The sequence below is a fragment of the Paenibacillus sp. ALJ109b genome, assembly GCF_010747435.1.
Lineage (GTDB): Bacteria > Bacillota > Bacilli > Paenibacillales > Paenibacillaceae > Paenibacillus > Paenibacillus taichungensis.
This window is the reverse complement of the sequence record NZ_JAAIFP010000006.1, coordinates 17625-41648: the sequence shown is the minus strand read 5'-3', so window position 1 is coordinate 41648 and position 24024 is coordinate 17625. Positions and strand designations below refer to the sequence as shown.

Here is a 24024-nt window from a genome sequence, read left to right as displayed (position 1 = left end):
AGGTGAAAATGATGGGACACGAAATGGACTATGATAATGAAAAAAATAGAAAAATGATATTGAGTTATTATAAAGTGCTAGGGGATGATAGATTTTTAACTATTTTAGACAGTTACTCTAAAGCAGAGGGATATGGAGTGGAAGCAGTGTGGTGTGTATTTGCTCATGAATTCAAATCATGGGAGGAAGATTACTTCGGTGATACGGGGGTTATATATTTTTTTGATTATCCTATTGTGCCAGAAGAAGAATCTGTTATTTTAGATAATGAAGTTTTTATTAAGTATTTGAAAGAAGCCTCCGCCGAGTATCTTACTCGTCACCCTAATCAGCTTGCTACTGTAGAGGATTATATAATAAGGATTGAAAAAGAATTTGTTTCAAACTAGTACCTTGACCGAATCAAATTTGAGGATATAGATGTTTTAACTTGCCTCGCACTTGCTCAGTGGTAATTGCCAATCCACGGATTTCTGGACTCGGTTGCGTTCAGTTTCCCAAGCCGATACCTCGACTTGCAATTCTAATGGAAGCGATTTGGGGGTTCAGGCATTGAATCGTCAGAACACTGAATTCAATTTCTGCGATGTTCAACCAACTGCCATGCTTAGGGGCGTAATGGATTTCTAACCGTTTCGCCTCTGGGTAGTGGATCTCCAGTAACTCCTGGATCTGCAGAGCCCAATCGGATTTAGTCCGTTTTTCCGAAGCCTGCACGTGACGCCACCCGGCGAGCGGCTCCGTGAAAAGAAACAGGCTGCAGCTTCCTTTACGAACATATTCATAATCTTCTCGCAGAACCTGTCCAGGCTTCATGGTTTGTGGAGGCCGCGAATGATCTAACAGTTGAATCGGCTGTTCATCCATACAAATGAGCGGGATTTCTGGGTCATAAGGAAGGGCATAGGTCTCTAGGACATCTTCCATCCGAGCGACGAACTCGCTGTTTGATTTTTGGGGAATACATCATGGTTTTTTCAGGTGAGGCTTAAGTTTTGTTTTTTAAAGTCGTTCGAATGGTTTCTCGTCCGACAGATTCCAAAATATTCAGTTCTCGACGTGTCAACAAACGAATGGTCCAGCGAGCGTACCCCTTTGGAGGCACGGAATAAGCTAACGAAATAATTCGGGCATCCACCTCACCGGTGATTGGTGAAGGACGAGCCGGTTCATCGCGTCGACGGTAATGGAGCGTCTGATCCAACCCGCGGGTGCAATCGTCTTTTACAGTGTAATAAACGGTCACCTTACTGACTCCTGAACGACTAGCAATTTCAGTCTGCTTGGGGATGACACCTTGATTTTCGTTCGAAAGCAGCAGCACAAGACAGCGGCGGCGAATGCCAGGCGACGTCGAACCGGCATGGAGAAGTTGTTCGATCCATTCGCGTTCTTTTGGTTCAAGTCGAATCTCATATTTTTTGTTCATCTGCTATTCCTCCCATATTTTTCTTATAAGGTAGAGCCGATTTTGTTAGCTACCGAGTAATCAGTGATCAATATTGCGAAGTTGGCGATGATGTGTCATTTAAGAAACAAATGTGGGTGGTCTCCGAGTCCGTGATCAGCTACTCAGCAGGTTTATTACAGTATGAATACTTGCTGGTAAAACGCCAGAGTTTGCGCCGAAAATCCCGCCGTAATGATAAACTCCAAGGGATGTCTTGGAAGGACGCGTGATCAAACGGGCCAACAATATGGTGAAGGTGCATTTAGATATCGACGATGCACATGATCAGCAGGGAAATTGGTGGTTCCTTGTGGGGGTGAAGAGGGAGTTCTCGAATCTCTTCGAATCCGTGCTGAGCAGGAAATTGTACTCCAGACGAATACGGACCAGTATGTTATCCTGAACGGTAACCGGATGGGGATCCAAAGTGCCAAGGTCGACTTCCAGAAGATCGAAGTGGACTTTGTGGATCTTCTAACCGAAGAAGAGCTGGAAGAGTTGTATGTAGATAAGCTCGCTCAAGGAGAAATTGCGAAACAAGAGATCGATCTATCGCTCCAACTCAAGGCTGCAGTTCAGCTAACGGATGGACAGCGAGCGGATATTCGTAATCAAGTAGCCGAGACGGCTAAGAGTGATCCGGGAATGAAGGATCAAGCCAAGAACTGGCTGAGCACCATGTCTTCCGGTGAACAAAAAACAATCTATCAACAAAAGTATATCAATCAGCCCGCTACTGAGCCGGAAAAGAAAAGCAAAGCAGAAAAACAGGTCGAACTGGCGAACCAGCAGAAGGTTTACGACCAGATGGACCAGGATCGAACGGCGATGTACGATTGGAAGCAGCAAGCCAAACAGGTGATGGAACAAGGGGGGCAAGCAGGCAAGTCATCAGAGGAAATCCATGCGATGATGCCAGCTCCTCCAGTGCTGAGCGGTCAAGGATCCTCCCGACCGGCTGGATCGAGTGGAAAGCCAGGGATGATCCAGCAGTTCGTGGAAGCTACCGGAATCGGGGGCGTATTGGAAAAGATCAGTCCTTGGCTGGAACAGATGGAACTTGCCTATGGCATACCGCAAAAGCCCGACTACTTGAGCAAACAAACCCAAAAAACGGTATACTTATCCCGATATACGTTCGAAGAGCTTATTATTGGTCCCCAAGTATTGATTGCAGAATTCAACATCTTATTCGGGGTAGTTGCAATTATAGCGGCGATACCAACAGGTGGAGGATCTCTGTACATGCTGGCTGTAGCGGATGCTGCGCTGGGCGTCTCCATGATTGTGGTCAACGCGGAGAAGCTGAATGATCTGAAAAACGGAAACGCCAATACGAATCCAACGTTTCTTGGAATGGATCAGGATTTGCTGGATAAGTTGGGAATTACGTTGATGGTTGTAAACCTGGCTATGCTGGCCAAGCATGGGTTAAATAAGGCAGCGGACAAGCTGGTGAACAGTAAGAATAGTTCAGCGCTAGGTGATACATGGGCAGCCTGGAAGCAGCAGGTTCAACATGATCCGGCGGCAGCTAGCGGTAAGACTGGACCGAAGACTGTAAATCCAAGCCTTCCAGAGAGACGTTGGGCGGTCCTGGTAAGAACCGGCCTTTCGATGAGTTTGATGACTCGCATCTATATGATGAGGCTAGTAAGGGACGGACAAGCACGATTAAGCTTCTATCTGAAACAATTAGTAGGGATAATAAGGATTTGTTTGAACATTTGACTGAAGGCCACGGTATTGGTAGAGGACGTAATGTTAGTGTTAAAGGAGCACATAATATTAACGGATTTTATAAGACAATAGATGCTGAAGCAGAAAAATATGGGTTGTCTCGCTCTGATTTTATTATTGGTGAGCCAAAACCACATCCTAAAGTAACAGGTGTATATGAAATTAGATACCGTATCCCCTCATTGGAGACAGATTATGTTAACGGTGGGCTTAAGCTGAAATTAGATGCTAATGGGAATATTATGTATAAAGAAGTGAAGAACCCTAAAACGGTATACGGTCCACCTATTACTGATGATGATATCTTAAAATGGGGACAAGAAGCTGTAAAGAATGTTGAGAAGGCAGGAATACCAATGCAGGAAGGGATAAACCAAGGAGCTACAAGTAATGGTTTATTATTTGAATGGAGATTAAAAGATGGGAAAATAGATTCCATTTATCCAATTCTACTTGAAGGCAAATAATTTCAGTTGTCAAGTTTGGTGTGGGAAGGAATTATTATGAATGAAGTTAAATTGATTGCTGATAAGGAACGAAAGGAATGGCTTATACACCAACTATTTTTATCTATGGGTTTTTTGCGTTCTGATACGAGGAATCCATTTAAAATGTTAAATGAGTTTCAATATGATTCAGGAAGCAACGTATGTGGGTCTGAAACTATAGGATGTTCGTTGTCAGCTTACTATGCTTCTGATGATGAGTATTACATTGGAGAAAATAAAGTATGCGTTGCTGACGATGTTACTGAAGAAGAAATCATCATGGATGAAGTTGAATTCTATCCTTACATCGAAAAGTATAGCATGGAGTATGTGAGGAATAATCCAGAGTTGGAAGAAGAGGTATTGAATTGCTTGAAAAATATCAGAAAGAGATTCAAATTAGAATGACAAACTGAGATATCAGATTTTATTGCGCTGGCAAATAGAAGTCTGTTGGGGGCTACCCATTACCGAATGAAACCATCATTCAACCAATAACACGTATAATCCTTGTAATACCCGTATAAAAGATTTCGTCATTTCGGTTGTACGCACATAAATGCTTGATTTTTATGCCCTAAATAACGCTATTCCGTTACAAAAAAACAGGTCGATTATGGTCAGGTACTCCCATGACTGACCTGTTTTTTGTTATCTTCGTTTTCTCACAGGTTTTTCAAAATGCTATGCAACTGTAGAATACGCCGTCCCGATATGAAGATAAAATGGCAATGCACCTTTTATGTTGGATGATACGACCATACTAGTAGGGGCGGTCAAATCTAATAATTTGATTTTAACCTCAACAGAACGGTACATGATCACGATTGTTACGTCGAAGAAGGAAATCTGGTGACGACCAGTTCACATAAAGAGTAGGTCATGTGGTAAGGCTAGCCACCAACTTCCTAATTTCTATAATACAAGCGGCAAATCCGTCAAAAGTTTTGCCCGTGGGGGAACATATGAAAAGAGATTTATATCGAAAAGAAACCTGTTGGTTCTTGGAGACGGACTATCAGGAATCTTTGATATTAATCAGCAATTGAACCACATACTCAATCTTTTGGAGCCGCATATTGAAAAGCTGAAAACCTTGAGAATCAAGCGCATAATTTGAATTTTCTATTTAGCTTCTCGATCAGGATTATGGATAATGAGACCCCTGCGATTACTATCGAGCAAAAGGCAATCGGTATAGCCTATGACTTGAACGCGGAGTTTGATTTTGATTTGTATATTCTATAGCAATAGGAATAAGTTTCTTGTGAAAATACATACGTATAAAAAAGTGTCATATTATATCATTTGTATAGACCTACAGAGAAGAGCAATGGGTACAACTTACTCCTGATCCATAATTCCCAGATGAATTAATGATCACATTCTTGATAGGAATAACCGGGTACTGGACGTCCCTCACCCACCATTTACTTGTACTTTTCCTAATAGTGGTTCGATCTTCGGGTGCTCACAAGCCTCCTCAAAAGTAGAAATTCTAGGAATACAAGAAGTGGCGCTGGATATCCTTGAAACCGAATGGGAATTTACAAAGTATATATAAAGGAGGATATAATTAGTTGGTTATAAATTTGAATGAACGGAGAAGTAACATTTAAACAGATGTAGATGGAACCACAGCATTTTGCAAAGTAGAATTTGGCCACGAGGGTTTAGCATGGGATGCGATTAAGCGTAGATGAAGTTAAATAACTATGCGGATCCCACCGTGCAGATGAGGTTGTGCTTGGTTACTTTCATAGAAGGGAGGACGAATATGCCATTTATTGGGGGAATCATTTTAATCTTTATCCTAGCATTTATTCTATGGTCATTAATGTTCCCGCTATTCAATAAAATAGGTGGTAGACTGCTGAAGAAATACAATAAATTCAAACAAGAGGAGAATGGTGATGGAAAATTCAAAGACGTTTAAAGTAGGGGCTATTGCGGTTGCAGTAGTTATTATTGTGGGAGTGTTACTGGTGACCTTCTTTTTAACACGAATTCCTAATGGATATGTTGGGGTCGTCTATTCACCAAATGGAGGCGTAAAAGATAGTACACTGAGTCAAGGGTGGAAACTCGTTGGAGCGTTTGATAAAGTAACCAAATATCCGATCCGAATTCAAACGGTTGAATACAGAGATATTCAGATTGCTACTTCTGACGGGAAAAACATCACAATCGATTTTGCTTATAACTACCAAGTAGAACCAAGTAAAGTATCTTCTATATTCAATACATTTGGGCCAATTAGCATTCAAGAAATTGAGGATACATATCTCAAAACACGTTTCCGCGACGCAGCTCGTAAAGGTATTTCTAAGTTTACAGTCATTGATGTTTATGGTGAGAAGTCATCCGAGGCAGGAGTGGATGTCCAACAACGTTTTTCTGATGACGTTAAAGAGTTAGGCTTTATTGTATCCAACGTTACCGTAGGTGTTCCTCAACCTGATGCTAAGACTCAGGAGGCAATCGATAAGCGTGTCGAAGCTTCTCAAGAACTGGAACGTAAAACGACTGAACTTGAGATCGCCAAGAAAGAAGCAGATCGTAAGCGCGTGGAAGCACAAGGTAATGCAGACAAACTATTAATTGAAGCAGAAGGTCAGGCTAAAGCGAATAAAGAGCTTCAACAATCACTATCGAGTCAACTCGTTGAATATGAAACAATTAAGAAATGGGATGGAGCCCTTCCATATGTAAGTGGGTCAAATACTCCAATGATTCAATTGCCGACTACAAAAACAGAGCAAAATAGCGGCGCGGGGAGCGTATCTCCCTAATTAGCGGTTTGAAATGCACGCCTTACTTTTTCAACAATTTAATGTGTTGAATTCTAATGAACAAGCCGGTCCAATCGTGGGCTGACTTGTTCATTTTTGAGTCATTTCAAAGGCACCATGAAGGATTTAGTTAAGCCTTGACATTGGATTCACCTAGCCAATCCTGTACAATGAATAACGACAATAACAACGGTAGATTAAGGATGGATCAGCACGATGAGAATTATTATATCACCAGCTAAAAAGATGAAGATCGATACCGATCTTATGGCTATGGCACAGATGCCGCATTTTATAAACGAATCAGAACAGCTACTCAGTTTGCTTCAAAAGTTAACCTATGATGAACTCAAAGCAATGTGGAAGTGTAACGATGCAATCGCCGAACAGAACGTGGAGCGGATCCGGAATATGAATATAAAAGCAAATCTTACCCCAGCCATATACGCCTATGAGGGAATCCAGTATCAGTATATGGCTCCGGGTGTTTTTCAAAATAAGGAACTGGAGTATCTGGAGCAGCATTTACGCATATTATCCGGTTTTTATGGCATGTTACGGCCTTTGGATGGGGTTACCCCTTATCGGTTGGAGATGCAGGGCAAGTTACAAGGTCCGGGGTTCAAATCGCTCTATCAATTCTGGGGCAGCAAATTGGCAGATCAGCTTCAAGCGGACAGCAACTGTATTCTGAATCTGGCTTCCAAAGAGTATAGCAAAAACATCACGCCTTTTCTGAATGAGGAGACCCGCTTTATCACTTGTGTTTTTGGACAAATGGTCGATGGGAAACTGGTTGAAAAGGCAACCCGCGCCAAAATGGCTAGAGGTGAGATGGTACGATATATGGCAGAGCGGAAGATTACAGATGTGAGGGATGTCAGAAGCTTTACTCGGTTAAACTTTGGTTTTTCAGAAGAGTTATCGGATAAGAGTATGTATGTCTTCTTGTATTCAGGGGGTAAATAGCCAGTTTTAAAGCGATGGGTTTGATGTACATCCTGCAAGGGAGTTTGTTGTCACGTCTACATTGAACAAACATGGGAATTAGGAAATATTGATCTACACATCCCTGTCATTGATGGGATGTCTGCGTGAATCAATTTATAAAACGCCTGCTAATAAATATTGGTGGGAGTTTTTTGTTTTAAAGTATAGTTAGCAATCTTAATAATCTTCCATTTGATGATACAATATTAGCTGCCAGGGGTAGATTTGTTTGAGAATCTGACTCTTGCTAAAGCTCCCAGTTCAATTAAAAAGAGGAAAAGATAAATTACAATTGTGTTGAGGTCATTCGTTTCGTGGCTAAGCATCAAAAAATGGGATAACGAAAACCTGTCCTTTACCTACAGAATTTCAAACAGATGTACTTGCCATAATTCAGTTGTCAGATGAGTAACTCTATGTAGCAAAAAAATCTGGATAAATTGTTAATTTCACCCCTATAGTCACTAAAAGCGATTATAATTAAATTTATGTTCAAGTCGATTACCTATCCTAAGTTAATAGGATAATCATACGCAAAAAGGCATAGTGATGAATGGCCTATGCTATAAGGGTTATAGACTTTTCGAATACACACTTATGTATAAGAGGAGGCGAATAATATGACGATAATGTCTGTTATGGTAATGATCTTTGTATTTGTACCTACCATTGTACTCATGGTAAGCATGCCTTATTTAACAAGAGAGACGATTAGTTTTGGGGTCACCATCAGCGCTGTACAATTCCACAGTGAGCCTCTGCGCCAGATGCGGAAGTCATATGCTAGGATTAGCGCTACCTTACATACCATCCTATTCATTGTTTGTATCATCTGCCTAATATACGGTGATGAACATTCCAAGCAACAAAGTTGGATCATTGTCACTTATTCACTCGCCATGGTCGTAATCTCCCTAGTCATAAACATTAGCTATCATTTCAAAATGAAAAGTTTACTACCTATGCTGCCTATTGCTTCGGAACCATCGATCATGGCAATGGACACTGAATTTCGGAAAAGAAACATTGGCTTGTCTAGTAATTGGTTCCTCATTCATTTTTTATTTATTGGTGTTAGTATTCTAACTGTGCTACGCAACTACGATCTTATTCCTGATCAGATTCCGATCCATTTCAACAGCAGTTGGAACGTAGACCGCTATGCAGCTAAATCTTATAGTTCTGTGTTTATGCCTACGATCATGCAAGTGTTCATAACACTTTTGTTCATATTTGAGAATTGGAGTATTCGCAGAGTGAAGCATCAGGTTCAACCCACTGATCCTAACCGTTCCATCAGACAAGACGTAACATTCCGCCGTACTTGGTCATATTTTATGATTACAGCAAGCTTCTTAATAGTTATCCTGTTTTCCGTTGTGCAACTAAACATGATATCTCTGCTTAACATCAATTTCGCTATCCCCATTATCCTAATTATAATAGCTTTTATCATCCTATACGCCTTCGCCTTATCGTTCTGGGCTGGTCAGGGCGGAAGCCGCTTGGAGCGATCTGACGAATCCTCCAATGTCAGACCTGTCCATGATGATGATAAATGGCTATTAGGTATGATTTATTTCAATCGCAAAGATCCAAACCTAATGGTCGAGAAAAGGTTCGGAGTCGGCTGGGGATTAAATTTCGGTCACCCAGTAAGCTGGCTGATTTGTCTCGGAATTATAGTACTGTTAGTTGTGGTGCGGTAACAAGGCTTGGAGGTTAATATTCACCGGAGTATTCTAGCTTTCAACAAATAAATATTTTCGCTTCAAAATTAGACGCCATCCACATTAGACAAGCAGGTTCTGTATATAGCCTTTCTTTTTTACATATTGACTGATGACGTTCTTCAGCATTTTCACTGCATAAGCTGCTTGATTGTTTGCCATTGCATCATAAACACATTGTAGCTTCCACACAATAAAAGAGTAATAATGTACTCTTATTTAATAATCCTTCAGTCAGCAGGATATGCACAGCAACTCAAAAATCCCCCTCTCCAACACCAGCAATCCGGCTGGCATAGAGACGGGGATTTTACGTTTATTCCGTATCTTTTAATCCACATGTGCACTCAACACACATGTTTTACTTTAACTCCATACTAACCTACCACTTAACGCGCCCCGATATTCGTACCCGATGGCGTACCCGACCCAATCAGATCACTCCCGTTCGCAAGCTTCAGGAAATTACCCAAGACAGGCGTTCCATCCGCGCTGCGCGTCACCGAAGGCACAAGGGAGACAAAGTCGGCTGCGCTGGCGAGCAGGCCTTTGTCGTTCACGCTCTTTTTGTTTTTCCACCAGACGTTGGTGCTGCTGACGTCGGTTCCGCTGGTTTTGTCGCTGGCGCCGCCTTCGAAGGACAGGTTGTTGGTGAAAATGTGTGTGCCTACATCAAAGGCAAAGTTGCTTTGACCATTTTGCCAGGACGTATTGTTTTTCATCTGAATGGAACCGGGATTGCTGTTATAGGTGAAGCCGTGCTTTTTATTTTGAAAAGCAATGCTGTTCTCCACAATATGATTCACCGCGATTTTCTCGCCGCCCAGCTTGAAGCCGTTACCGTCACTATTGGTGGTGGATGTACCATCCGAAGTCTGCCCGTTGTGATGGGAGATGCTGTTGCGGATCGTCACGACGCCGATGGCGCCAGTATCTGTTTTGCTATAGAGATCCCAGCCATCGTCTACATTATAGGCAGCGATACAACCATCGAACAGGTTGCCAGGGCCTACCGTCAATTTGGCAGCAAAACCGTCGGCATCCTCGCCGTCATCCGGGTCATAGTTATCATGGGAATAGGAGCGAATAATCTCGTTATAGGCAGGCCATTCGCTGTTTGAAGCAGTCGAAGCATAACGTCCGAGCTGGATGCCAGTATCCCGGTTATGATGAGCTTCGATCTGTTCCAGGCGGTTGTAGCTGCCCCCGATAAAGATACCGTTGTCGCCCGCACCCTTCACTTCAAGCCCTTTGACGAGCCAGTAGTCTCCGAACATTTGCAGTCCGCGATTAGTGGAAGCGAAGGCTTGGGCTGAGAAATCGAAGACAGGCTTTTCCGATCCGTACGCCACCAGATTTTTGCGCTGTCCCGATGTACCACTGTTGCCTCGCTCAATCGTAACCGTTTCCGAGAAACTGTAGGTGCCACCGCGCAGATATATCGTTTTGCCCGGTGCGATTTGTGTCAGCGCGTTAGCCAGTGACGTAGGACTCGCAAGGGTTCCGGGATTGCTAGCCGAGCCGCCAGGAGCGACATATAGATCACCTGCAGCGAGTGCGATACTGGAGGCAGCCACAGAATCAGAGGGATTTTGCAGTCCGCTATCGATCAGTTCCGCCGCACCAGCCGATCCACCGCCGAGCAATAATAGTGGGAACGCGGCACTTAGGCAGATGTGAGTCATTTTCGATTTCAGCGAACGTTGAGATGAGGCATGAACAGAAGTAATAGGGAATAATTTCATTAAGCAAACCTCCTTAGTAATTGGGAAATGAAGTCCTAGAGGACACAGGTTTATGGTAAATGTTGTAAACGTTATCATCAATAATCATTTGATCAGATGGACTCAACCTGCTGACAAGCCTCGTATAACTGGTCGGAAATGGAAATTCATATGAGTAACGCATAATCTTCCGCTCAGTTCATGTCCCTCATTTAACAGGGGATCATCTGAAATGAACGTAGAAAGAGCCCCTTTTCTTAGCAAACGGCATGATCCATACCTCCAATCATCCGAAATCAACCTTATAAATATTTAAAATAGAAGGGGCCCACATGATCAGCTCACAGTCTGCCAGGTTGAAACGCCAAATACCCTCGATAGCAGCTGCTTAAGCAGTCTTTGCTACCGAGGGTTAATTAACGAACCTATACGTTCCTATATAACATGTCATTTACCTTAAAATACGCCTTAACTAAACCAGCTCGTGCTTAGTACGGATCTGCTTCATGACTGCGCTTGGCGGCCTGTTCCACTGTGGGCTCATGCTTGGGCTGAACCGTGGCACTGTCATCCGTTGAGACGGCGGATAATCCTTCCGCTACCCGGCGTCCATAATCAGCATCCGCTTGTGTGAAATGGGAGATCATGCGCTCGCGGATATCCGGTTTGCATGTGGCTAAAGCATCTACCAGATTGCTGATCAGCTCGTCTCGCTCCCAATCTTCAAACGAACGGTAGGTATCTCCGGCTTGTCCGAAGTCATTGGTACGCTCAATTTTTTCACGAACAAGACGCCCCTCAATAAGAGGTTCATGTTCCTTGCCGCGTGGAGTCGCTTCCTTCAAGCCACCCAATGAGGAAGGTTCATAGTTGACGTGTGGATTCTGACCCGGTGCACGATCGACCTGATATTGCATCTGTCCACCGCTCTGATTGGTGGCTACCCGCTTTTTCGGTGCATTAACTGGCAGTTGCAGGTAGTTGGCACCCACCCGGTGACGCTGGGTATCCGAGTAGGAGAAGGTGCGTCCTTGCAGCAGTTTATCATCCGAGAAATCCAGTCCATCCACCAGTACACCTGTGCCAAACGCTGCCTGTTCCACTTCATTAAAGTAGTCCTCTGGATTACGGTTTAACGTCATTTTCCCAACCGGCAAAAACGGAAACTGCTCTGGCGGCCACAACTTGGTCGGGTCCAGCGGGTCAAAATCCAGTTCGGGATGCTCGCCATCCTCCATAACCTGAACGCACAACTCCCATTCCGGATAATCTCCTTGTTCGATGGCGTGATACAGGTCGAGTGTGGCGTGGTTAAAGTTCTGCCCCTGAATATCACTGGCGTCCTTCTGGAGCAGGTTGCGTATGCCTTGATTGAGCGGTTCCCAGTGATATTTAATGAGCACGCCTGTGCCTTCCTGATTCACCCATTTGTATGTATTGACGCCCGACCCCTGCATTTGTCGATAGTTGGCCGGAATTCCCCAAGGGGAGAAGAGAAACGTAATCATATGGGTCGCTTCGGGACTAAGCGAAACGAAATCGAAAAACCGTTCCATATCCTGTGCATTGGTCAGCGGGTCCGGCTTGAAGGCATGCACCATATCAGGGAATTTGAGCGGGTCACGAATGAAAAAGATTTTCAGATTGTTGCCCACCAGATCCCAGTTGCCGTCCTCGGTATAGAATTTCACAGCAAATCCGCGCGGGTCCCGAAGAGTCTCCGGTGAATGCCCACCATGAATAACCGTAGAGAAGCGAACGAATACGGGCGTTTCTTTCCCTTTTTCCTGAAACAGACGTGCGCGTGTGTATTTTGATACCGGTTTGTCCCCGGCCGTTCCGTAAGCCTGAAATACGCCATGGGCGCCAGCGCCGCGGGCATGTACAACCCGTTCTGGAATACGTTCACGGTCAAAATGGGTGATCTTTTCGAGAAAATGATAGTTCTCCAGCGTAGTCGGTCCCCGGCTGCCGACGGTTCGAACATTCTGATTGTCCGTGATGGGATGGCCTTGCCGATCCGTTAATGTCTCGGGTGCCTTGTCTGAGGAATGCTCAGGTTGTGAAGACTGATGATTCATGGAGCACCGCCTTTCCTTATGATGGATTCGAATATATATTTTCCCTGCAAGGCGGTTCTATACATCGTTTTCATTAAAAAAAGCTTGTCACCCACCTCATGGCGTGGGATAATTAACTTTTGCCCAGCGGCCTTTTTTGAACGGAAAATGAAATTTGGACCGCTTGTCTAAGAATGGAGGCTGACTTAGGATTGTCTACACAACGTTATCCTTTTGCATATGATCCGGCAGAGCCCTTTGTATCCCGTTTAGGGGAATGGGTTGCCGATGTTTTTTACGATATTTTGCCTGAGTCCGGCTTCGAGGTACGAGATGAACAGATTTTTATGGCGTACCAGCTTGAACGGGCCTATGGAGATAAAAAGACCATTATGGCTGAGGCTGGTGTGGGAACAGGAAAGACATTAGTCTATCTGCTCTATGCGGTCTGTTATGCACGTTATACGGGTAAACCGGCGGTGATTGCCTGTGCGGATGAGTCCTTGATTGAACAACTGGTGAAGCCGGGCGGAGATATTGCAAAGCTGGCTGCACATCTGGACTTGGAAGTGGATGCACGTCTGGGCAAGTCACCGGACCAATACGTCTGTCTGAACAAATTAAGTGCGATGAGATTTGCGGATGAGGATGCGCCTGTCATTGAAGAAGTGCATGAGAGCCTTCCGGATTTTGTGAATACGCCGGGTACGCTTCAGGCATTCCATCCGTATGGTGACCGCAAACAGTATCCACATCTGAATGATCGCCAGTGGAATAAAATCAACTGGGACCCGTTCCAAGATTGCTTCGTTTGTCCCAAACGTCAACGCTGCGGCTTGACGCTGTCGCGTGACCACTATCGTCGTTCCAAGGACATCATCATCTGTTCCCATGATTACTATATGGAGCATGTGTGGACCTATGAAGCGCGCAAACGCGAGGGACAATTGCCACTGCTGCCAGATCACAGCTCGGTTGTATTTGATGAAGGACATTTGCTGGAAGAAGCGGCCCTGAACGCACTGAGCTACAAATTGAAACACCGCATCTTCGAGGAACTGGTTACCCGTCTGCTCGAAGGTGAGATTCGTGAATCCCTCGCCGAGCGTGTGGATGAAGCGATTGAGAGCAGTGAACGATTGTTCGCGCTGCTGGATACGTATACGGTAGCCATTCCCGGATCGGAACGGAAAGAAGTGCGGGTAGAACCGCCGCTGCTGCGTGAGATTGAACGACTGACCAGCGTATTGGATGCGATCGGCGAAGAATTGGTATTTGAGAGCGGATTGTTCTCGCTGGATGGCTATCAGATGCGTGTCGTGGAAGAACATTTGGACATGATTCAGTCTGCACTTGCGTTGTTCCGTAAGGAAGATGGATACATCTGTTGGGCTGAAGAGAGCGAAGACGAGATAACCTTATCGATCATGCCGCGTACCGTGAAGGAAATTCTGAACGAGCGTGTGTTCAATACAGGCATTCCGATTGTCTTCTCATCCGCAACATTATCTGTGGACAGTTCATTCCGTTATGTGGCAGACAGTCTGGGGATTGATGATTTTGTATCGTTCTCCGTGGCTTCTCCATATGACTATGCGGACAAAATGCAGATGAAGATTACCGATGAAACCGTACCTGGTCACCCGGAAAACGAAAATCGGTTGCGTGACGCCGTGACGCTGCTTCAGGAGAGTGGGGGGCGTGCCCTGATTCTGTTCCGTACGATGGAAGAGCTGCGTGCATTCAAGCAGGACATCGTTCATGTCCCTGAGGCTCAAGGGTTGCGTTTTATGTATGAGGGAGATCGGGAGATTAGTGACCTGATTGCCGCTTTCCAGGAGGATGAGGAAAGTGTGCTATGCTCCGTCAGTCTGTGGGAAGGTCTGGACGTTCCAGGACCGTCATTATCCAATGTCATGATCTGGTCGCTCCCGTATCCACCACAGGACCCTGTATTTAATGCAAAACGTACAGCGTCAGCTGCACCTTATGAAGAGATCGATCTTCCATACATGTTGCTGCGTGTGAAGCAAGGTCTGGGACGTTTGATTCGGACCAGCAGTGATTCGGGTACCGCCGCGATTCTGGATGAATCGTTATACAGCAAAAAGGAAGCCAAAGACCGCATTGCGGCTCTGCTTCCCGAAGGTGTAGAATGGACAACCCTGACACACTAGTTCACATTCATATTTAGAATATTTAACTTAACTGGCTCCCTTTCCAGAAGTAAGTACTTGTACGCTGCGGCTTCAACGTCCGGCTGTGATCAAGCGCTCATTTTGGAGGGGAGCCTTTGACTCGTTGTAAGAGTTTTTCTTTGTTAAAAAATACCCATGCTCAAATACCGTTCCCCGGTATCGGGCGCAATGCAGAGCACCCGGTGTCCCGGCCCCAGTTCCTTCGCGATGCGAAGGGAGGCCCACACCGAAGCGCCAGAGGAAGGGCCGAGCAGCAGCCCTTCCCGGGCAGCAAGCTGCCGCATCGTATCCAGTGCATCCTCATCGGACACCTGGATAATGGCATCCCACACGTCGGTATTCAGAATGTCCGGAATGAATCCTGGACTTGTACCGACGAGCTTGTGGGGTCCGGGCTCGCCACCGGACAGTACCGGAGAACCTTTTGGCTCAACGGCATAGATGCGAATGTCCGGCAGCTGCTTGCGCAGTTCTTCTCCCGTTCCGGTAATGGTACCGCCAGTTCCCGCCGTGGCAATGAAGGCGTCCAGCTTGCCTTCCATCTGCTGCATAATTTCGGGAGCCGTGGTGATCCGGTGGATGTCCGGGTTCGCCTGGTTCTCGAATTGCTGGGGAATGAAACTTCCTGGAATGTCGGCCTGCAGTTCTTTGGCCTTACGAATCGCACCAGGCATCCGTTCCGCAGCAGGGGTAAGTACGACATCTGCACCATAGGCTTTCAGAATGTTGATGCGTTCCTTGGACATGTTGTCCGGCATGATCAGAATGGCCTTATATCCTTTGGCAGCAGCATTCATCGCAAGACCGATGCCGGTATTGCCGCTGGTCGGTTCGATAATGGTTGCGCCGGGAAGCAGGAGTCCTGCCCGTTCAGCCTGAACGATCAGGTTATAGGCGGCACGGTCTTTGACGCTGCCGCTGGGGTTGAAATATTCCAGCTTGACGTATACGTCAGCGGAATCGCTGCCTGTAAGTCTGTTCAGTTTAACGGCAGGTGTCTGGCCGATCAGTTCGGTAACATCTGCGGCAATGCCTGTATGTGCGGGTGTTTGATTTTTAATTAAATGCGAATTCAAGTCCATGAAGTTCAACTCCTTGATTGATAAGACGTTAAAAGCAATTCCAATGAACAAGTCTGTCCGCCGCTAATGGCATGCAGGCTTGTTTGCTTATAGGAATCCATTTTCATTACAAGTCTGAACGGAATGTACAGATATGTCTATTCCATCTTAATGAACGCATCCTCCCGGGGTCAACCTGTTTCGATTAGGCAGAAGGGTGGGGAGTCTGAGGAGTAAGTGAACTAAGTGGACTAAGTAATGTGAATTTAAACGATGACGGGTACATTAAGCAGATGAATCAGCTATAACGGCTGGGTCAAATCCATATCCAGATGCTGGCTAAGCTCTTTTTTGACTTCATTCCGCGCGAACGTCCACAGCATATAGAACCGCTGCAAATAGCCTCTGCACAGGTACTGGGTTTCGATTCCATCGACTTGCCGTTTCTCCTCCAGAACCTTGACGCCACGAGTTCTCATCTGTTTGCGAAGCGTCAGCATTTCCTTAAGTACATCATTTTGAATGCGGGTTAGAGACAGAATGTACACCTCTGGCATTTTGAGCTGCAACGTATCCAGTGTGCGAATATCCCGTTCAAGCACATCCAGCAGCAGAGTGCGTACAACCATGCTTTTAATCAATCGGTGGTCTTCATCCGCAGGGGATGGGGCGGAAGGGGATGATGACATACTTTCACTTCCTTAACCTTGAATTCGGACAAGTTCTTATTTACAGAACGTATGTTCCTATATTATAATCAATATATGCAATGATGATACACAATACAACCGAGAAATATTGGAAGTAGTCCGTATGCGATTGATGTTAAGGTTGTAGGCGGTGAAATAGGGACAGGCCTTCTCCAAAATAAGGTATAATATTTGGGTTTTGCAGGAAACCTAAGGGCATAAAGAAAACGACTTAATGCAGAGGAAGAGATGAAGAGCTTTTGGTTCGTTGATTGGCGAAGGTTATGAAGAATTGCCAAAGTGATTGCAACAAAAAAAGCCCCTGCCTTGGGCGGCGGGGCCAGATGATCTGCCGAACCAGACGGCAGAGTTGTAAATGAGCATAAAGCGGTTAAGCCAGATACTGAGGCTTCTCATAAAGAGCCTCTTTTTCCAGAATCACTTTGTAAGGTCTTTCTTTACCCTTCAGCGAAGGGCCAATCGTAGTCAGCGGTACGGCCGGTTTGTGGAAACGATCTTTTTCCTTGGGTTCCGGAACCGGTCGTGATGATTCGGGCGCAGAACTGAGGCGTACCTTTTTGTCGCTGCCCCAGCGCTTGCTTATTTTTTTCGTTTCCGGTTTCATTCCGGTTCGCCTCCTAACAAATCGTTGATGGCGTTGAACAGATGACGATTCTCCAAATCCATCTGCTGAAATATCGCCTCATCCGCTTCAATATGTCCAATAATATGGACCGTGATTACATACCTCTTGGCTACAGGATAGCATAGCAGATACTCTTTCTCAAGGTAGTCGTCGTAGAGATTGATCTTGATTTTGTTCTCCCGGTAAGAATCAATAACCAGAATTCGCTTCGGATCATCAGGCTGTTTGTCGTCGTTGGCGGACAAGTTATATTTTCTCCCCGGTTCCCCAACATTACCACATAATTGTTCAATATGACCACTGTCATCTGTACGGTATATCGCAGTCCCACGCACGGCAAATGGAGGAAGGGATACAAATGCACTTCGAAGTGCATCGCTCATTCGCTCCAACATAACCGAATCTGCTTTGCGGGTACGCAGTAACTCCCTGAAGAATCGCAGCAGCTTGAGCAACTGTAACCGGGCTTCACCCTCAGATCTTTTGTGCTTCTCGATGATTTTTTCCACTTCGGGATCGCTCCATCGTCCCTGTTCTTCGATGCTGTCGGCGATTTTGGAACAGGCCACCGAGACGGCTGGCGCCCATTTCCCGTCTGAACGAATTTCATAAACCAGTGGATTTAATCCCAGCAGGTCTGTAGGCATGCGTAAACCTTCGATCTTGGAAGCGTCTTTGATGTCCGTAATATCTTCAGGGAGAATGAAAAAAATACGCTTTCGTCCTAGCCGACCCATAAACAAACCCATTTCCAGCATTGTATTATCACGGACAGAGGCATAGTACTTCCCGCGAATTTTCGATATATCATCCGGATGAAAAATAAAAATGGCAAAGTCAGTCGTACGCACTTCTGTTTCCAAATCGTCCATGGTATAACTGCTTGGATTAAAAACTCCGGAGTACCAAGGGGTAACTTCGGCCGAGAAACGCAAGTTTTCGTGTACTGCGGCTGCAATCGGCTTCGCTTCCAGCGAGCAGCCAATAAAGACTCTTGGCTTTAACGTTTTCATTAATCCGCCTCGCTTAAACGGGTAGTGGGAATCAATTGTTATATTATACCATAAACAGCAGAGTAAGTCTGGAAACGTTTAGCTGGACCAAGATAAGCCGATTACATTTGCTATAGTGTATGTGCAAGAGGGAAATGATTCCTTTAAAATCCGCGGAATAATAAAAAATGGACCCAAATTGTCACAGTTGGGTGACTGGACAGTTATATTTGGAAGCTTCAGTCATAGAATGAAGGAGCAGGTAGCACCATTAGTTAGAGAAGCTTGTCCTGGTGTGGCTGTTTGAGTGCTCAAGCAGGCCAGAGTGTGCTTTTTGCGCATATTTGAAGGGTCTGCTGTTTCGACCCAATCACATCGGTGTTATATAATAGAAGAACAAGCAAGTTAGCTTTGATGTTTAAACTAAACCTTTACACGGTAACGGAGAGTGTAGACCCGTCTGAAGAAACGAAGTGTTCGCCTTTATCACAGGATTTTTCCCTTAGAAAAAGGGAATCAAAAAAATCCGGGGATAACAGCGATCGGAAGAGGGTGCTACAATCGAAGTGATTAGTGGAAAGTATACGTTTAACCAAGCATAGCTAACCACCAACAGACAGAAAGGATCAGGATACCATGAGTTCCCGAAGGATAATCTCCCCAAGGACGATCTGGAAACGTTACGATCTCTCTTACACTTAGCGCCCCTTGTAGAGTACACCACCGTAAAGAAAAAAACGGCTGACTCTGCGAAAGAGGGGATTGGAATGAATAATATTCGAAGGACAAATACGATGATTTCTTCCAGGCTTGCCTTTTGCAGGGTACGGTCGGTGCAAACCAACCTTTACAAACTGCGAGGGAACCTGAATGAAGAGAACATCGTTAACCTTACAACAAGTTAAGACAGAGGCGGGAAAGTTCGCCATTATGCTGCTCGGAACATTTATCTTGGCATTTGCCTACTATCACATTAATTTTCAGAATCATTTATCGGAGGGCGGATTTGTCGGTCTGGCCCTGCTTGGAAAGTACGCGACAGGCTTATCACCTGCAATCGGCATGCTACTGCTGGATATTCCAGTCATGATTCTGGCCTGGTTCCTCAAGGGCTGGAAGTTCATGATTCAGGCGCTGCTGGGTGTGGCCGCATTCTCATTGTTCTATGACGGGTTTGAGCGGTACTCTACCCTGGTCATTCCTTTTCATGGTAATCTGTGGATTCCGGCAGTCCTGTCCGGTGTTATTACCGGCGTGGGAGCTGGCATGGTGCTACGATTCGGAGGAGCGACAGGTGGAGATGACATTCTGGCGGTGCTCATTAGCCGTTGGAAGGGCTGGAAGCTGGGAACGGTTTTCTTTGTCAGCGATGCGTTTGTACTCGGATTGTCGCTTTTCTTTCTACCGGTAAAAGAAACTTTATATACCATTCTGGCCGTATGGATTGCCAGTAAGGTGATTACGTACATGGTCAGTTTCCCGGCTCGCCGGACGGTTACGACCTCAGCTGTGAAACTGCCCGTGTCGACTGCAGCCAAAGTAGTCAGCGGTGCTACACAACGAGCTCCGGTGGCTAGAGGTGTTTCGCATTAAACGTAACGACCACCCTATTCGAAATGAATGTTGTTTGAATAAGGTGGGCTGGCCTCATACCAAACACAAAGCCCTTTTGCATGCTTGATGGGAATCATTCCATTAGCGGCGAAAGGGCTTTTTTGCTTGCCTTCATTAAAAAAATAGCGTAATACATTCACGATATATCCTATTTTAGAACAGATTCACTTAAGGCTTAAGGGAAGAGGCAATTTGCCCATCTTCATTATGGATAATAGCCCGAATGTTCTGTTTTTCACTCTTTTCTTTGGCAGCATCCACAGCTTCGGCTTTGGTTCGGAACGTAGCTAGAGATTTGGATTGACCTTCTTCCTTGATGGCCCAGCCGGAGTCAGTAGGAACGACATGAATGTTATCATGGCTTTTGGAAGAAGAGACGGGCTCGGAATGACGGCGTGGAGAGGAAGACTTTCCATGCTCCGATTTGCTGTCTGATGAAGTATGTTTTGTAGCCTGCTTCGAATTCTTCGATGTGGGATGATTCTCATCCCATTCTTCCGCTTTGGCAGTCGCGATTGCAATGGAGCGTCCTTCCTCATAACCGTCGTCCAGCAATGCATTGGCAATCTCAATGGCCTTATGTCTGACACGAGGCTCCAGATTTTTCATAGAAACGGGATAATACTGTTTGTTCCACGGCATATTGATTCCCTCCTGTACAATATAGTTATTGTATATTACCCTTTACCCGGTTGAATAAACGATTATTGTGGAGAACCTTGAAGCATATCATGTAGTTTTGGTGCATTTTACTGTTCAGCTTCTCTGCCCTTTCTATACTTTTATGTGGATGAGGAGTATAATGCTTCCATACTTGAAATTACAATAGAAGCATAATGAGAAAAAGAAAAGATAAGGAGATTTACATATGTTTAGTTTGAGCCTAGCCATTCCTATGTTGTTTACGATGCTTATTCATGCGGCTGACAGTCTGTCCTATGCGCTACGCCTTGGAGGATTACGTACTCGCAGAATAGCGCTGGCCTTATCTCTGTCTGGAATTTTGCTGCTGGTGTCGCGTACCTCCAATATGGCCCAAGGGCCGATGGTAGGTAATCTCGTGGATACTGCGACGAATGGAGGGAATCCCCACTTTGCAGCACAACTGCACTGGCTAATGGGTGCGGCTACGGTAGGAACAGCCCTGGCTATTCTAAGTTTTCCAACGATGGTCAAGCTCGCTTCCCGAATGGTCGTTCATTTTGAGGCGGCAGGATCGATTCCATCCATGGTTCGAGGTCTAATGAAGCGCAGCAAGCTCAAAAACGCGATGTATTATATTACCCCGCCATCATGGAAAATGGCAAAGTTATTGGTACACAACGGAATGCCCAGACGTCTAATGACGTTGAACATAGCGGTGACAGCAATCTATACGACAGGAGTTCTATCCAGTCTGTACGCTGCTTATCTTTATCCGGGGCAGGCTGTAGCTGCTTCGCAATCCACCGGACTCATTAATGGAGTAGCAACCATTCTGTTAACCATCCTGATTGATCCTCGTATTTCGTTGCTTAGCGACAAATCTCTGCGTGGTGAAATCCGGCTGGATCGAATGAATCAGATCTATGGCTGTATGCTTGTATCCCGTTTATTTGGCACATTGTTAGCGCAGTTGTTATTGATTCCATTTGCTTACTGGATCGGCTGGATTGTGAGTACGATGTAAGCTAATTCCAATCTATATACAAAAAAAGAAAGGGGACTTCCCATGCGTCATGAAGATGACGGGAAGTCCCTTTTTTAGTCTTAATTAATGTCTAACGAACGGAGCACAAGTTAATAGCTTCAATTGCCTCAAGTTTGTAATGTAACGAATCGGAGAGACGTTATTTCATCGCTTTACACGCTGCTTCAGGCTGTTCCGCAGTTTTCACCGGAATAACGTGACTGAAATTCTTTAAAATTAGCATTTCAAGTGAATTGTCCTCTTAAGAGGCGGTCGATTCGCTAGCGCTTCTTAAATACGTACTTCAATGAACCATTACTTAATTAAACAGTACGGCGTATTCGGCATATCCTTCTTTTTCAAGATCTTCTTTGGGTACAAAACGAAGGGCTGCGGAATTGATGCAATAACGCATTCCACCAGCTTCGGCAGGGCCGTCGTTGAACAGGTGACCCAGATGGGAATCCCCTTCACGACTTCTCACTTCGGTACGAATCATGAAATGGCTGAGATCCGTTTTTTCCTTCACATTGTAGTCCCGCAGTGGACGGGTGAAGCTTGGCCAGCCGCAGCCTGAATCGTATTTGTCGGTGGAACTGAACAGTGGCTCACCGGATACGATGTCCACGTAAATTCCGTCACCGTGGTGATCCCAGAACTCGTTATGGAACGCTGGTTCGGTTGCGTTGTTTTGGGTAACTTCATATTGCAGCGGCGTCAGACGCTCCTTCAGGCCGTCTTTATCCACTTTGCCGGACCAGTTACGTTCGATAAAGTCTTCACGTCCAGAACCTTTACGGTACCGTTTGTAGTGCGCAGGGTTTTTGTGATGGTAACCTTGGTGATGCTCCTCTGCTTCATAGAACGTTTTCGCTGGCAAAATCGGTGTGAAGATTGGTTTGTCAAAACGTCCGCTTTGTGCCAAAGCTGCTTTGGAGGCTTCTGCGATCTGGCGTTGTTCTTCACTATGATAGAAGATGGCTGTCTGATAAGATGATCCACGGTCATGGAATTGTCCACCCGTATCCGTTGGGTCGATCTGTTGCCAGAACAATTCAACGAGTTTCTCATATGGGAAGATGGCAGGGTCGAACGTAATTTGAACGGCCTCTACGTGACCTGTCGTTTCCGAGCAGACCTCCTCATATGTTGGGTTCTCCGTATGTCCTCCTGTATATCCCGATACAATCTTATGAATACCGGGTAGTTCCTCGAAGGGGGATACCATACACCAGAAGCACCCGCCTGCAAAAGTTGCTTTTTCACTAGTATGTTGTTCCATGCTATAGTCACTCCATTTCTGATGAAGAATGATATTTTGGCTTACTCTTCTATTATATCCCGAATTGGCAAGCCAACCAAGCAGGATCGTAAAGAGGATGAGTCTGAAATGTTTCTGAATGTTCCGACTTAGACCTTTTTACGAGAGCGTAAGCGAAACAAGAGCAATATTATCGTCATGAACACGAGATAACCGGCAAGGATTAACAGGCTCACCCAGATTGATGATTCTGCTTGTGCACCCGCATAGGCAAAAACAAAAATCGCAGGCAATTTGCCAATCGCTGTCGCAACCATGAACACCCAGAATGGGGTGTAGGTAATGCCCGCATAGATATTAACCGCCATTTGGGGCACGATGGGCAGCAGCCGCATAGACATGATACCCATGAAGGGATGAGCCTCCATCCATGTTGTAAATCGATTCAAACCTCGAATGCGTTCAAGATAGGTTCTGGCCTGATTTCGGAATATCGTTCTTGCTCCGGTGTATACCAGCAGTGCAGCAAATGTGGTTCCAAGCCAGCATATCCAGGCTGCTGTTGCAGTGCCGTAACTGTAGCCAAAGGCAATAATGACGATTTTGTACGGAATTACGGGTACAAGAGCAAACAACGTCGCCATGGCGAGTAAAAGTGGTATGGACTGATGCAGATCGGTCCAGGCCAGCAGTTCATATCTGTAAATAAACGTGACTCCGGCAAGTAAAACATATAAGAGGAGCCATAACCATTTTCGCAAAATCCCAAACGCTCCTTTCAGACCAGGAAGTTCTTACCGTATCCCAATCCGTATTGCTATCTCTCTAAAGTTTACCACGTTCAACCAAAGGATGGACAATTCGTGCCGGTTCTAGCTGCAATCACTGGCATGTTGCTGTCTGAAGGGTTACACTATAGG

21 protein-coding genes are annotated in these 24024 nt (G+C 45.4%); 10 read left to right on the top strand and 11 right to left on the bottom strand.

Annotation, left to right across the window (positions count from 1 at the left end; all coding sequences use genetic code 11):
- The first annotated feature begins 8 nt into the window (after window positions 1-8).
- A complete protein-coding gene (cdiI, locus tag G3352_RS06440) occupies window positions 9-389 on the top strand; it encodes a ribonuclease toxin immunity protein CdiI (RefSeq protein ID WP_240342967.1) in 381 nt (126 codons plus the stop codon).
- 100 nt (window positions 390-489) lie between these two features.
- Here the strand turns inward: cdiI (G3352_RS06440) and G3352_RS06435 are convergent, their stop codons facing one another.
- Both G3352_RS06435 and G3352_RS06430 read right to left on the bottom strand, forming a co-directional pair.
- Window positions 490-927, bottom strand: a complete 438-nt coding sequence (locus G3352_RS06435) for a transposase (RefSeq protein ID WP_163755120.1) — start codon at window positions 925-927, stop codon at window positions 490-492.
- A gap of 61 nt (window positions 928-988) precedes the next feature.
- Window positions 989-1429, bottom strand: a complete 441-nt coding sequence (locus G3352_RS06430; protein WP_163755118.1) for a COG3415 family protein — start codon at window positions 1427-1429, stop codon at window positions 989-991.
- Window positions 1430-1750: 321 nt separating this feature from the next.
- Here G3352_RS06430 and G3352_RS06425 point away from each other — a divergent pair, with 321 nt between their 5' ends.
- From G3352_RS06425 to G3352_RS06400, 6 genes are all read left to right on the top strand, one after another.
- Complete coding sequence (locus G3352_RS06425) at window positions 1751-3181, top strand: hypothetical protein (RefSeq protein ID WP_163755116.1); 1431 nt, start codon at window positions 1751-1753, stop codon at window positions 3179-3181.
- A complete protein-coding gene (locus tag G3352_RS06420) occupies window positions 3166-3657 on the top strand; it encodes a CdiA family toxin C-terminal domain-containing protein (protein ID WP_163755114.1) in 492 nt (163 codons plus the stop codon). The genes G3352_RS06425 and G3352_RS06420 overlap by 16 nt, the downstream gene beginning before the upstream one ends.
- 36 nt (window positions 3658-3693) lie before the next feature.
- Window positions 3694-4086, top strand: coding sequence for a ribonuclease toxin immunity protein CdiI (gene cdiI, locus G3352_RS06415; protein WP_163755113.1), 393 nt, complete (start codon window positions 3694-3696; stop codon window positions 4084-4086).
- Window positions 4087-5591: 1505 nt separating this feature from the next.
- Window positions 5592-6470, top strand: a complete 879-nt coding sequence (locus tag G3352_RS06410) for a prohibitin family protein (protein ID WP_163755111.1) — start codon at window positions 5592-5594, stop codon at window positions 6468-6470.
- Window positions 6471-6686: 216 nt separating this feature from the next.
- Window positions 6687-7439, top strand: coding sequence for a peroxide stress protein YaaA (gene yaaA / locus G3352_RS06405; RefSeq protein ID WP_163755109.1), 753 nt, complete (start codon window positions 6687-6689; stop codon window positions 7437-7439).
- Window positions 7440-8080: 641 nt separating this feature from the next.
- Complete coding sequence (locus G3352_RS06400; RefSeq protein ID WP_163755107.1) at window positions 8081-9169, top strand: DUF1648 domain-containing protein; 1089 nt, start codon at window positions 8081-8083, stop codon at window positions 9167-9169.
- A gap of 410 nt (window positions 9170-9579) precedes the next feature.
- Here G3352_RS06400 and G3352_RS06395 read toward each other — a convergent pair whose 3' ends face one another.
- Together G3352_RS06395 and G3352_RS06390 are read right to left on the bottom strand one after the other, a co-directional pair.
- Window positions 9580-10935, bottom strand: coding sequence for a right-handed parallel beta-helix repeat-containing protein (locus tag G3352_RS06395; protein WP_163755105.1), 1356 nt, complete (start codon window positions 10933-10935; stop codon window positions 9580-9582).
- A 467-nt stretch (window positions 10936-11402) separates the two neighbouring features.
- Window positions 11403-12995 carry a catalase gene (locus tag G3352_RS06390; protein WP_163755103.1) on the bottom strand — a complete coding sequence of 531 codons (1593 nt, stop codon included), beginning with the start codon at window positions 12993-12995 and terminating at the stop codon, window positions 11403-11405.
- Between the two features lie 173 nt (window positions 12996-13168).
- On the opposite strand from G3352_RS06390, the gene G3352_RS06385 reads away from it, so the two are divergent.
- Window positions 13169-15151: an ATP-dependent DNA helicase gene (locus G3352_RS06385; protein ID WP_163755101.1), complete on the top strand. Its 1983-nt coding sequence runs from the start codon at window positions 13169-13171 to the stop codon at window positions 15149-15151.
- A 143-nt stretch (window positions 15152-15294) separates the two neighbouring features.
- Here the strand turns inward: G3352_RS06385 and cysK are convergent, their stop codons facing one another.
- The 4 genes from cysK to G3352_RS06365 form a co-directional block, all read right to left on the bottom strand.
- Window positions 15295-16254: a cysteine synthase A gene (gene cysK, locus G3352_RS06380; protein ID WP_205524737.1), complete on the bottom strand. Its 960-nt coding sequence runs from the start codon at window positions 16252-16254 to the stop codon at window positions 15295-15297.
- A 281-nt stretch (window positions 16255-16535) separates the two neighbouring features.
- A complete protein-coding gene (locus G3352_RS06375) occupies window positions 16536-16922 on the bottom strand; it encodes a YhjD family protein (RefSeq protein ID WP_163755099.1) in 387 nt (128 codons plus the stop codon).
- 391 nt (window positions 16923-17313) lie between these two features.
- Complete coding sequence (locus G3352_RS06370; RefSeq protein WP_163755098.1) at window positions 17314-17547, bottom strand: hypothetical protein; 234 nt, start codon at window positions 17545-17547, stop codon at window positions 17314-17316.
- The gene (locus tag G3352_RS06365; protein WP_163755096.1) at window positions 17544-18581 is read right to left on the bottom strand and encodes a nucleotide-binding protein; all 1038 of its coding nucleotides are present in this window, start codon (window positions 18579-18581) and stop codon (window positions 17544-17546) included. Before G3352_RS06365 ends, G3352_RS06370 begins: the two co-directional genes overlap by 4 nt.
- Window positions 18582-19430: 849 nt before the next feature.
- Here G3352_RS06365 and G3352_RS06360 point away from each other — a divergent pair.
- Window positions 19431-20153, top strand: coding sequence for a YitT family protein (locus tag G3352_RS06360; protein ID WP_163755094.1), 723 nt, complete (start codon window positions 19431-19433; stop codon window positions 20151-20153).
- Between the two features lie 189 nt (window positions 20154-20342).
- Here the strand turns inward: G3352_RS06360 and G3352_RS06355 are convergent, their stop codons facing one another.
- Window positions 20343-20816 carry a DUF2188 domain-containing protein gene (locus G3352_RS06355; RefSeq protein WP_163755092.1) on the bottom strand — a complete coding sequence of 158 codons (474 nt, stop codon included), beginning with the start codon at window positions 20814-20816 and terminating at the stop codon, window positions 20343-20345.
- A gap of 226 nt (window positions 20817-21042) precedes the next feature.
- Between G3352_RS06355 and G3352_RS06350 the strand changes: the two genes are divergently transcribed.
- A complete protein-coding gene (locus G3352_RS06350; RefSeq protein ID WP_163755090.1) occupies window positions 21043-21843 on the top strand; it encodes a lipid II flippase Amj family protein in 801 nt (266 codons plus the stop codon).
- A 319-nt stretch (window positions 21844-22162) separates the two neighbouring features.
- On the opposite strand, the gene msrA is transcribed toward G3352_RS06350, so the two are convergent.
- Both msrA and G3352_RS06340 read right to left on the bottom strand, forming a co-directional pair.
- Complete coding sequence (gene msrA / locus G3352_RS06345; protein WP_163755087.1) at window positions 22163-23125, bottom strand: peptide-methionine (S)-S-oxide reductase MsrA; 963 nt, start codon at window positions 23123-23125, stop codon at window positions 22163-22165.
- 128 nt (window positions 23126-23253) lie between these two features.
- Window positions 23254-23865: a TVP38/TMEM64 family protein gene (locus tag G3352_RS06340; protein WP_163755085.1), complete on the bottom strand. Its 612-nt coding sequence runs from the start codon at window positions 23863-23865 to the stop codon at window positions 23254-23256.
- Window positions 23866-24024: the final 159 nt, after the last annotated feature.

What these genes read in the sequence shown, in the direction of transcription:
- cdiI (WP_240342967.1), top strand. Translation starts at nt 9, where the DNA reads ATGATGGGACACGAAATGGACTATGATAATGAAAAAAATAGAAAAATG.
- G3352_RS06435 (WP_163755120.1), bottom strand. Translation starts at nt 927, where the DNA reads ATGGAAGATGTCCTAGAGACCTATGCCCTTCCTTATGACCCAGAAATC.
- G3352_RS06430 (WP_163755118.1), bottom strand. Translation starts at nt 1,429, where the DNA reads ATGAACAAAAAATATGAGATTCGACTTGAACCAAAAGAACGCGAATGG.
- cdiI (WP_163755113.1), top strand. Translation starts at nt 3,694, where the DNA reads ATGAATGAAGTTAAATTGATTGCTGATAAGGAACGAAAGGAATGGCTT.
- G3352_RS06410 (WP_163755111.1), top strand. Translation starts at nt 5,592, where the DNA reads ATGGAAAATTCAAAGACGTTTAAAGTAGGGGCTATTGCGGTTGCAGTA.
- yaaA (WP_163755109.1), top strand. Translation starts at nt 6,687, where the DNA reads ATGAGAATTATTATATCACCAGCTAAAAAGATGAAGATCGATACCGAT.
- G3352_RS06400 (WP_163755107.1), top strand. Translation starts at nt 8,081, where the DNA reads ATGACGATAATGTCTGTTATGGTAATGATCTTTGTATTTGTACCTACC.
- G3352_RS06395 (WP_163755105.1), bottom strand. Translation starts at nt 10,935, where the DNA reads ATGAAATTATTCCCTATTACTTCTGTTCATGCCTCATCTCAACGTTCG.
- G3352_RS06390 (WP_163755103.1), bottom strand. Translation starts at nt 12,995, where the DNA reads ATGAATCATCAGTCTTCACAACCTGAGCATTCCTCAGACAAGGCACCC.
- G3352_RS06385 (WP_163755101.1), top strand. Translation starts at nt 13,169, where the DNA reads ATGGAGGCTGACTTAGGATTGTCTACACAACGTTATCCTTTTGCATAT.
- cysK (WP_205524737.1), bottom strand. Translation starts at nt 16,254, where the DNA reads ATGGACTTGAATTCGCATTTAATTAAAAATCAAACACCCGCACATACA.
- G3352_RS06375 (WP_163755099.1), bottom strand. Translation starts at nt 16,922, where the DNA reads ATGTCATCATCCCCTTCCGCCCCATCCCCTGCGGATGAAGACCACCGA.
- G3352_RS06370 (WP_163755098.1), bottom strand. Translation starts at nt 17,547, where the DNA reads ATGAAACCGGAAACGAAAAAAATAAGCAAGCGCTGGGGCAGCGACAAA.
- G3352_RS06365 (WP_163755096.1), bottom strand. Translation starts at nt 18,581, where the DNA reads ATGAAAACGTTAAAGCCAAGAGTCTTTATTGGCTGCTCGCTGGAAGCG.
- G3352_RS06360 (WP_163755094.1), top strand. Translation starts at nt 19,431, where the DNA reads ATGAAGAGAACATCGTTAACCTTACAACAAGTTAAGACAGAGGCGGGA.
- G3352_RS06355 (WP_163755092.1), bottom strand. Translation starts at nt 20,816, where the DNA reads ATGCCGTGGAACAAACAGTATTATCCCGTTTCTATGAAAAATCTGGAG.
- G3352_RS06350 (WP_163755090.1), top strand. Translation starts at nt 21,043, where the DNA reads ATGTTTAGTTTGAGCCTAGCCATTCCTATGTTGTTTACGATGCTTATT.
- msrA (WP_163755087.1), bottom strand. Translation starts at nt 23,125, where the DNA reads ATGGAACAACATACTAGTGAAAAAGCAACTTTTGCAGGCGGGTGCTTC.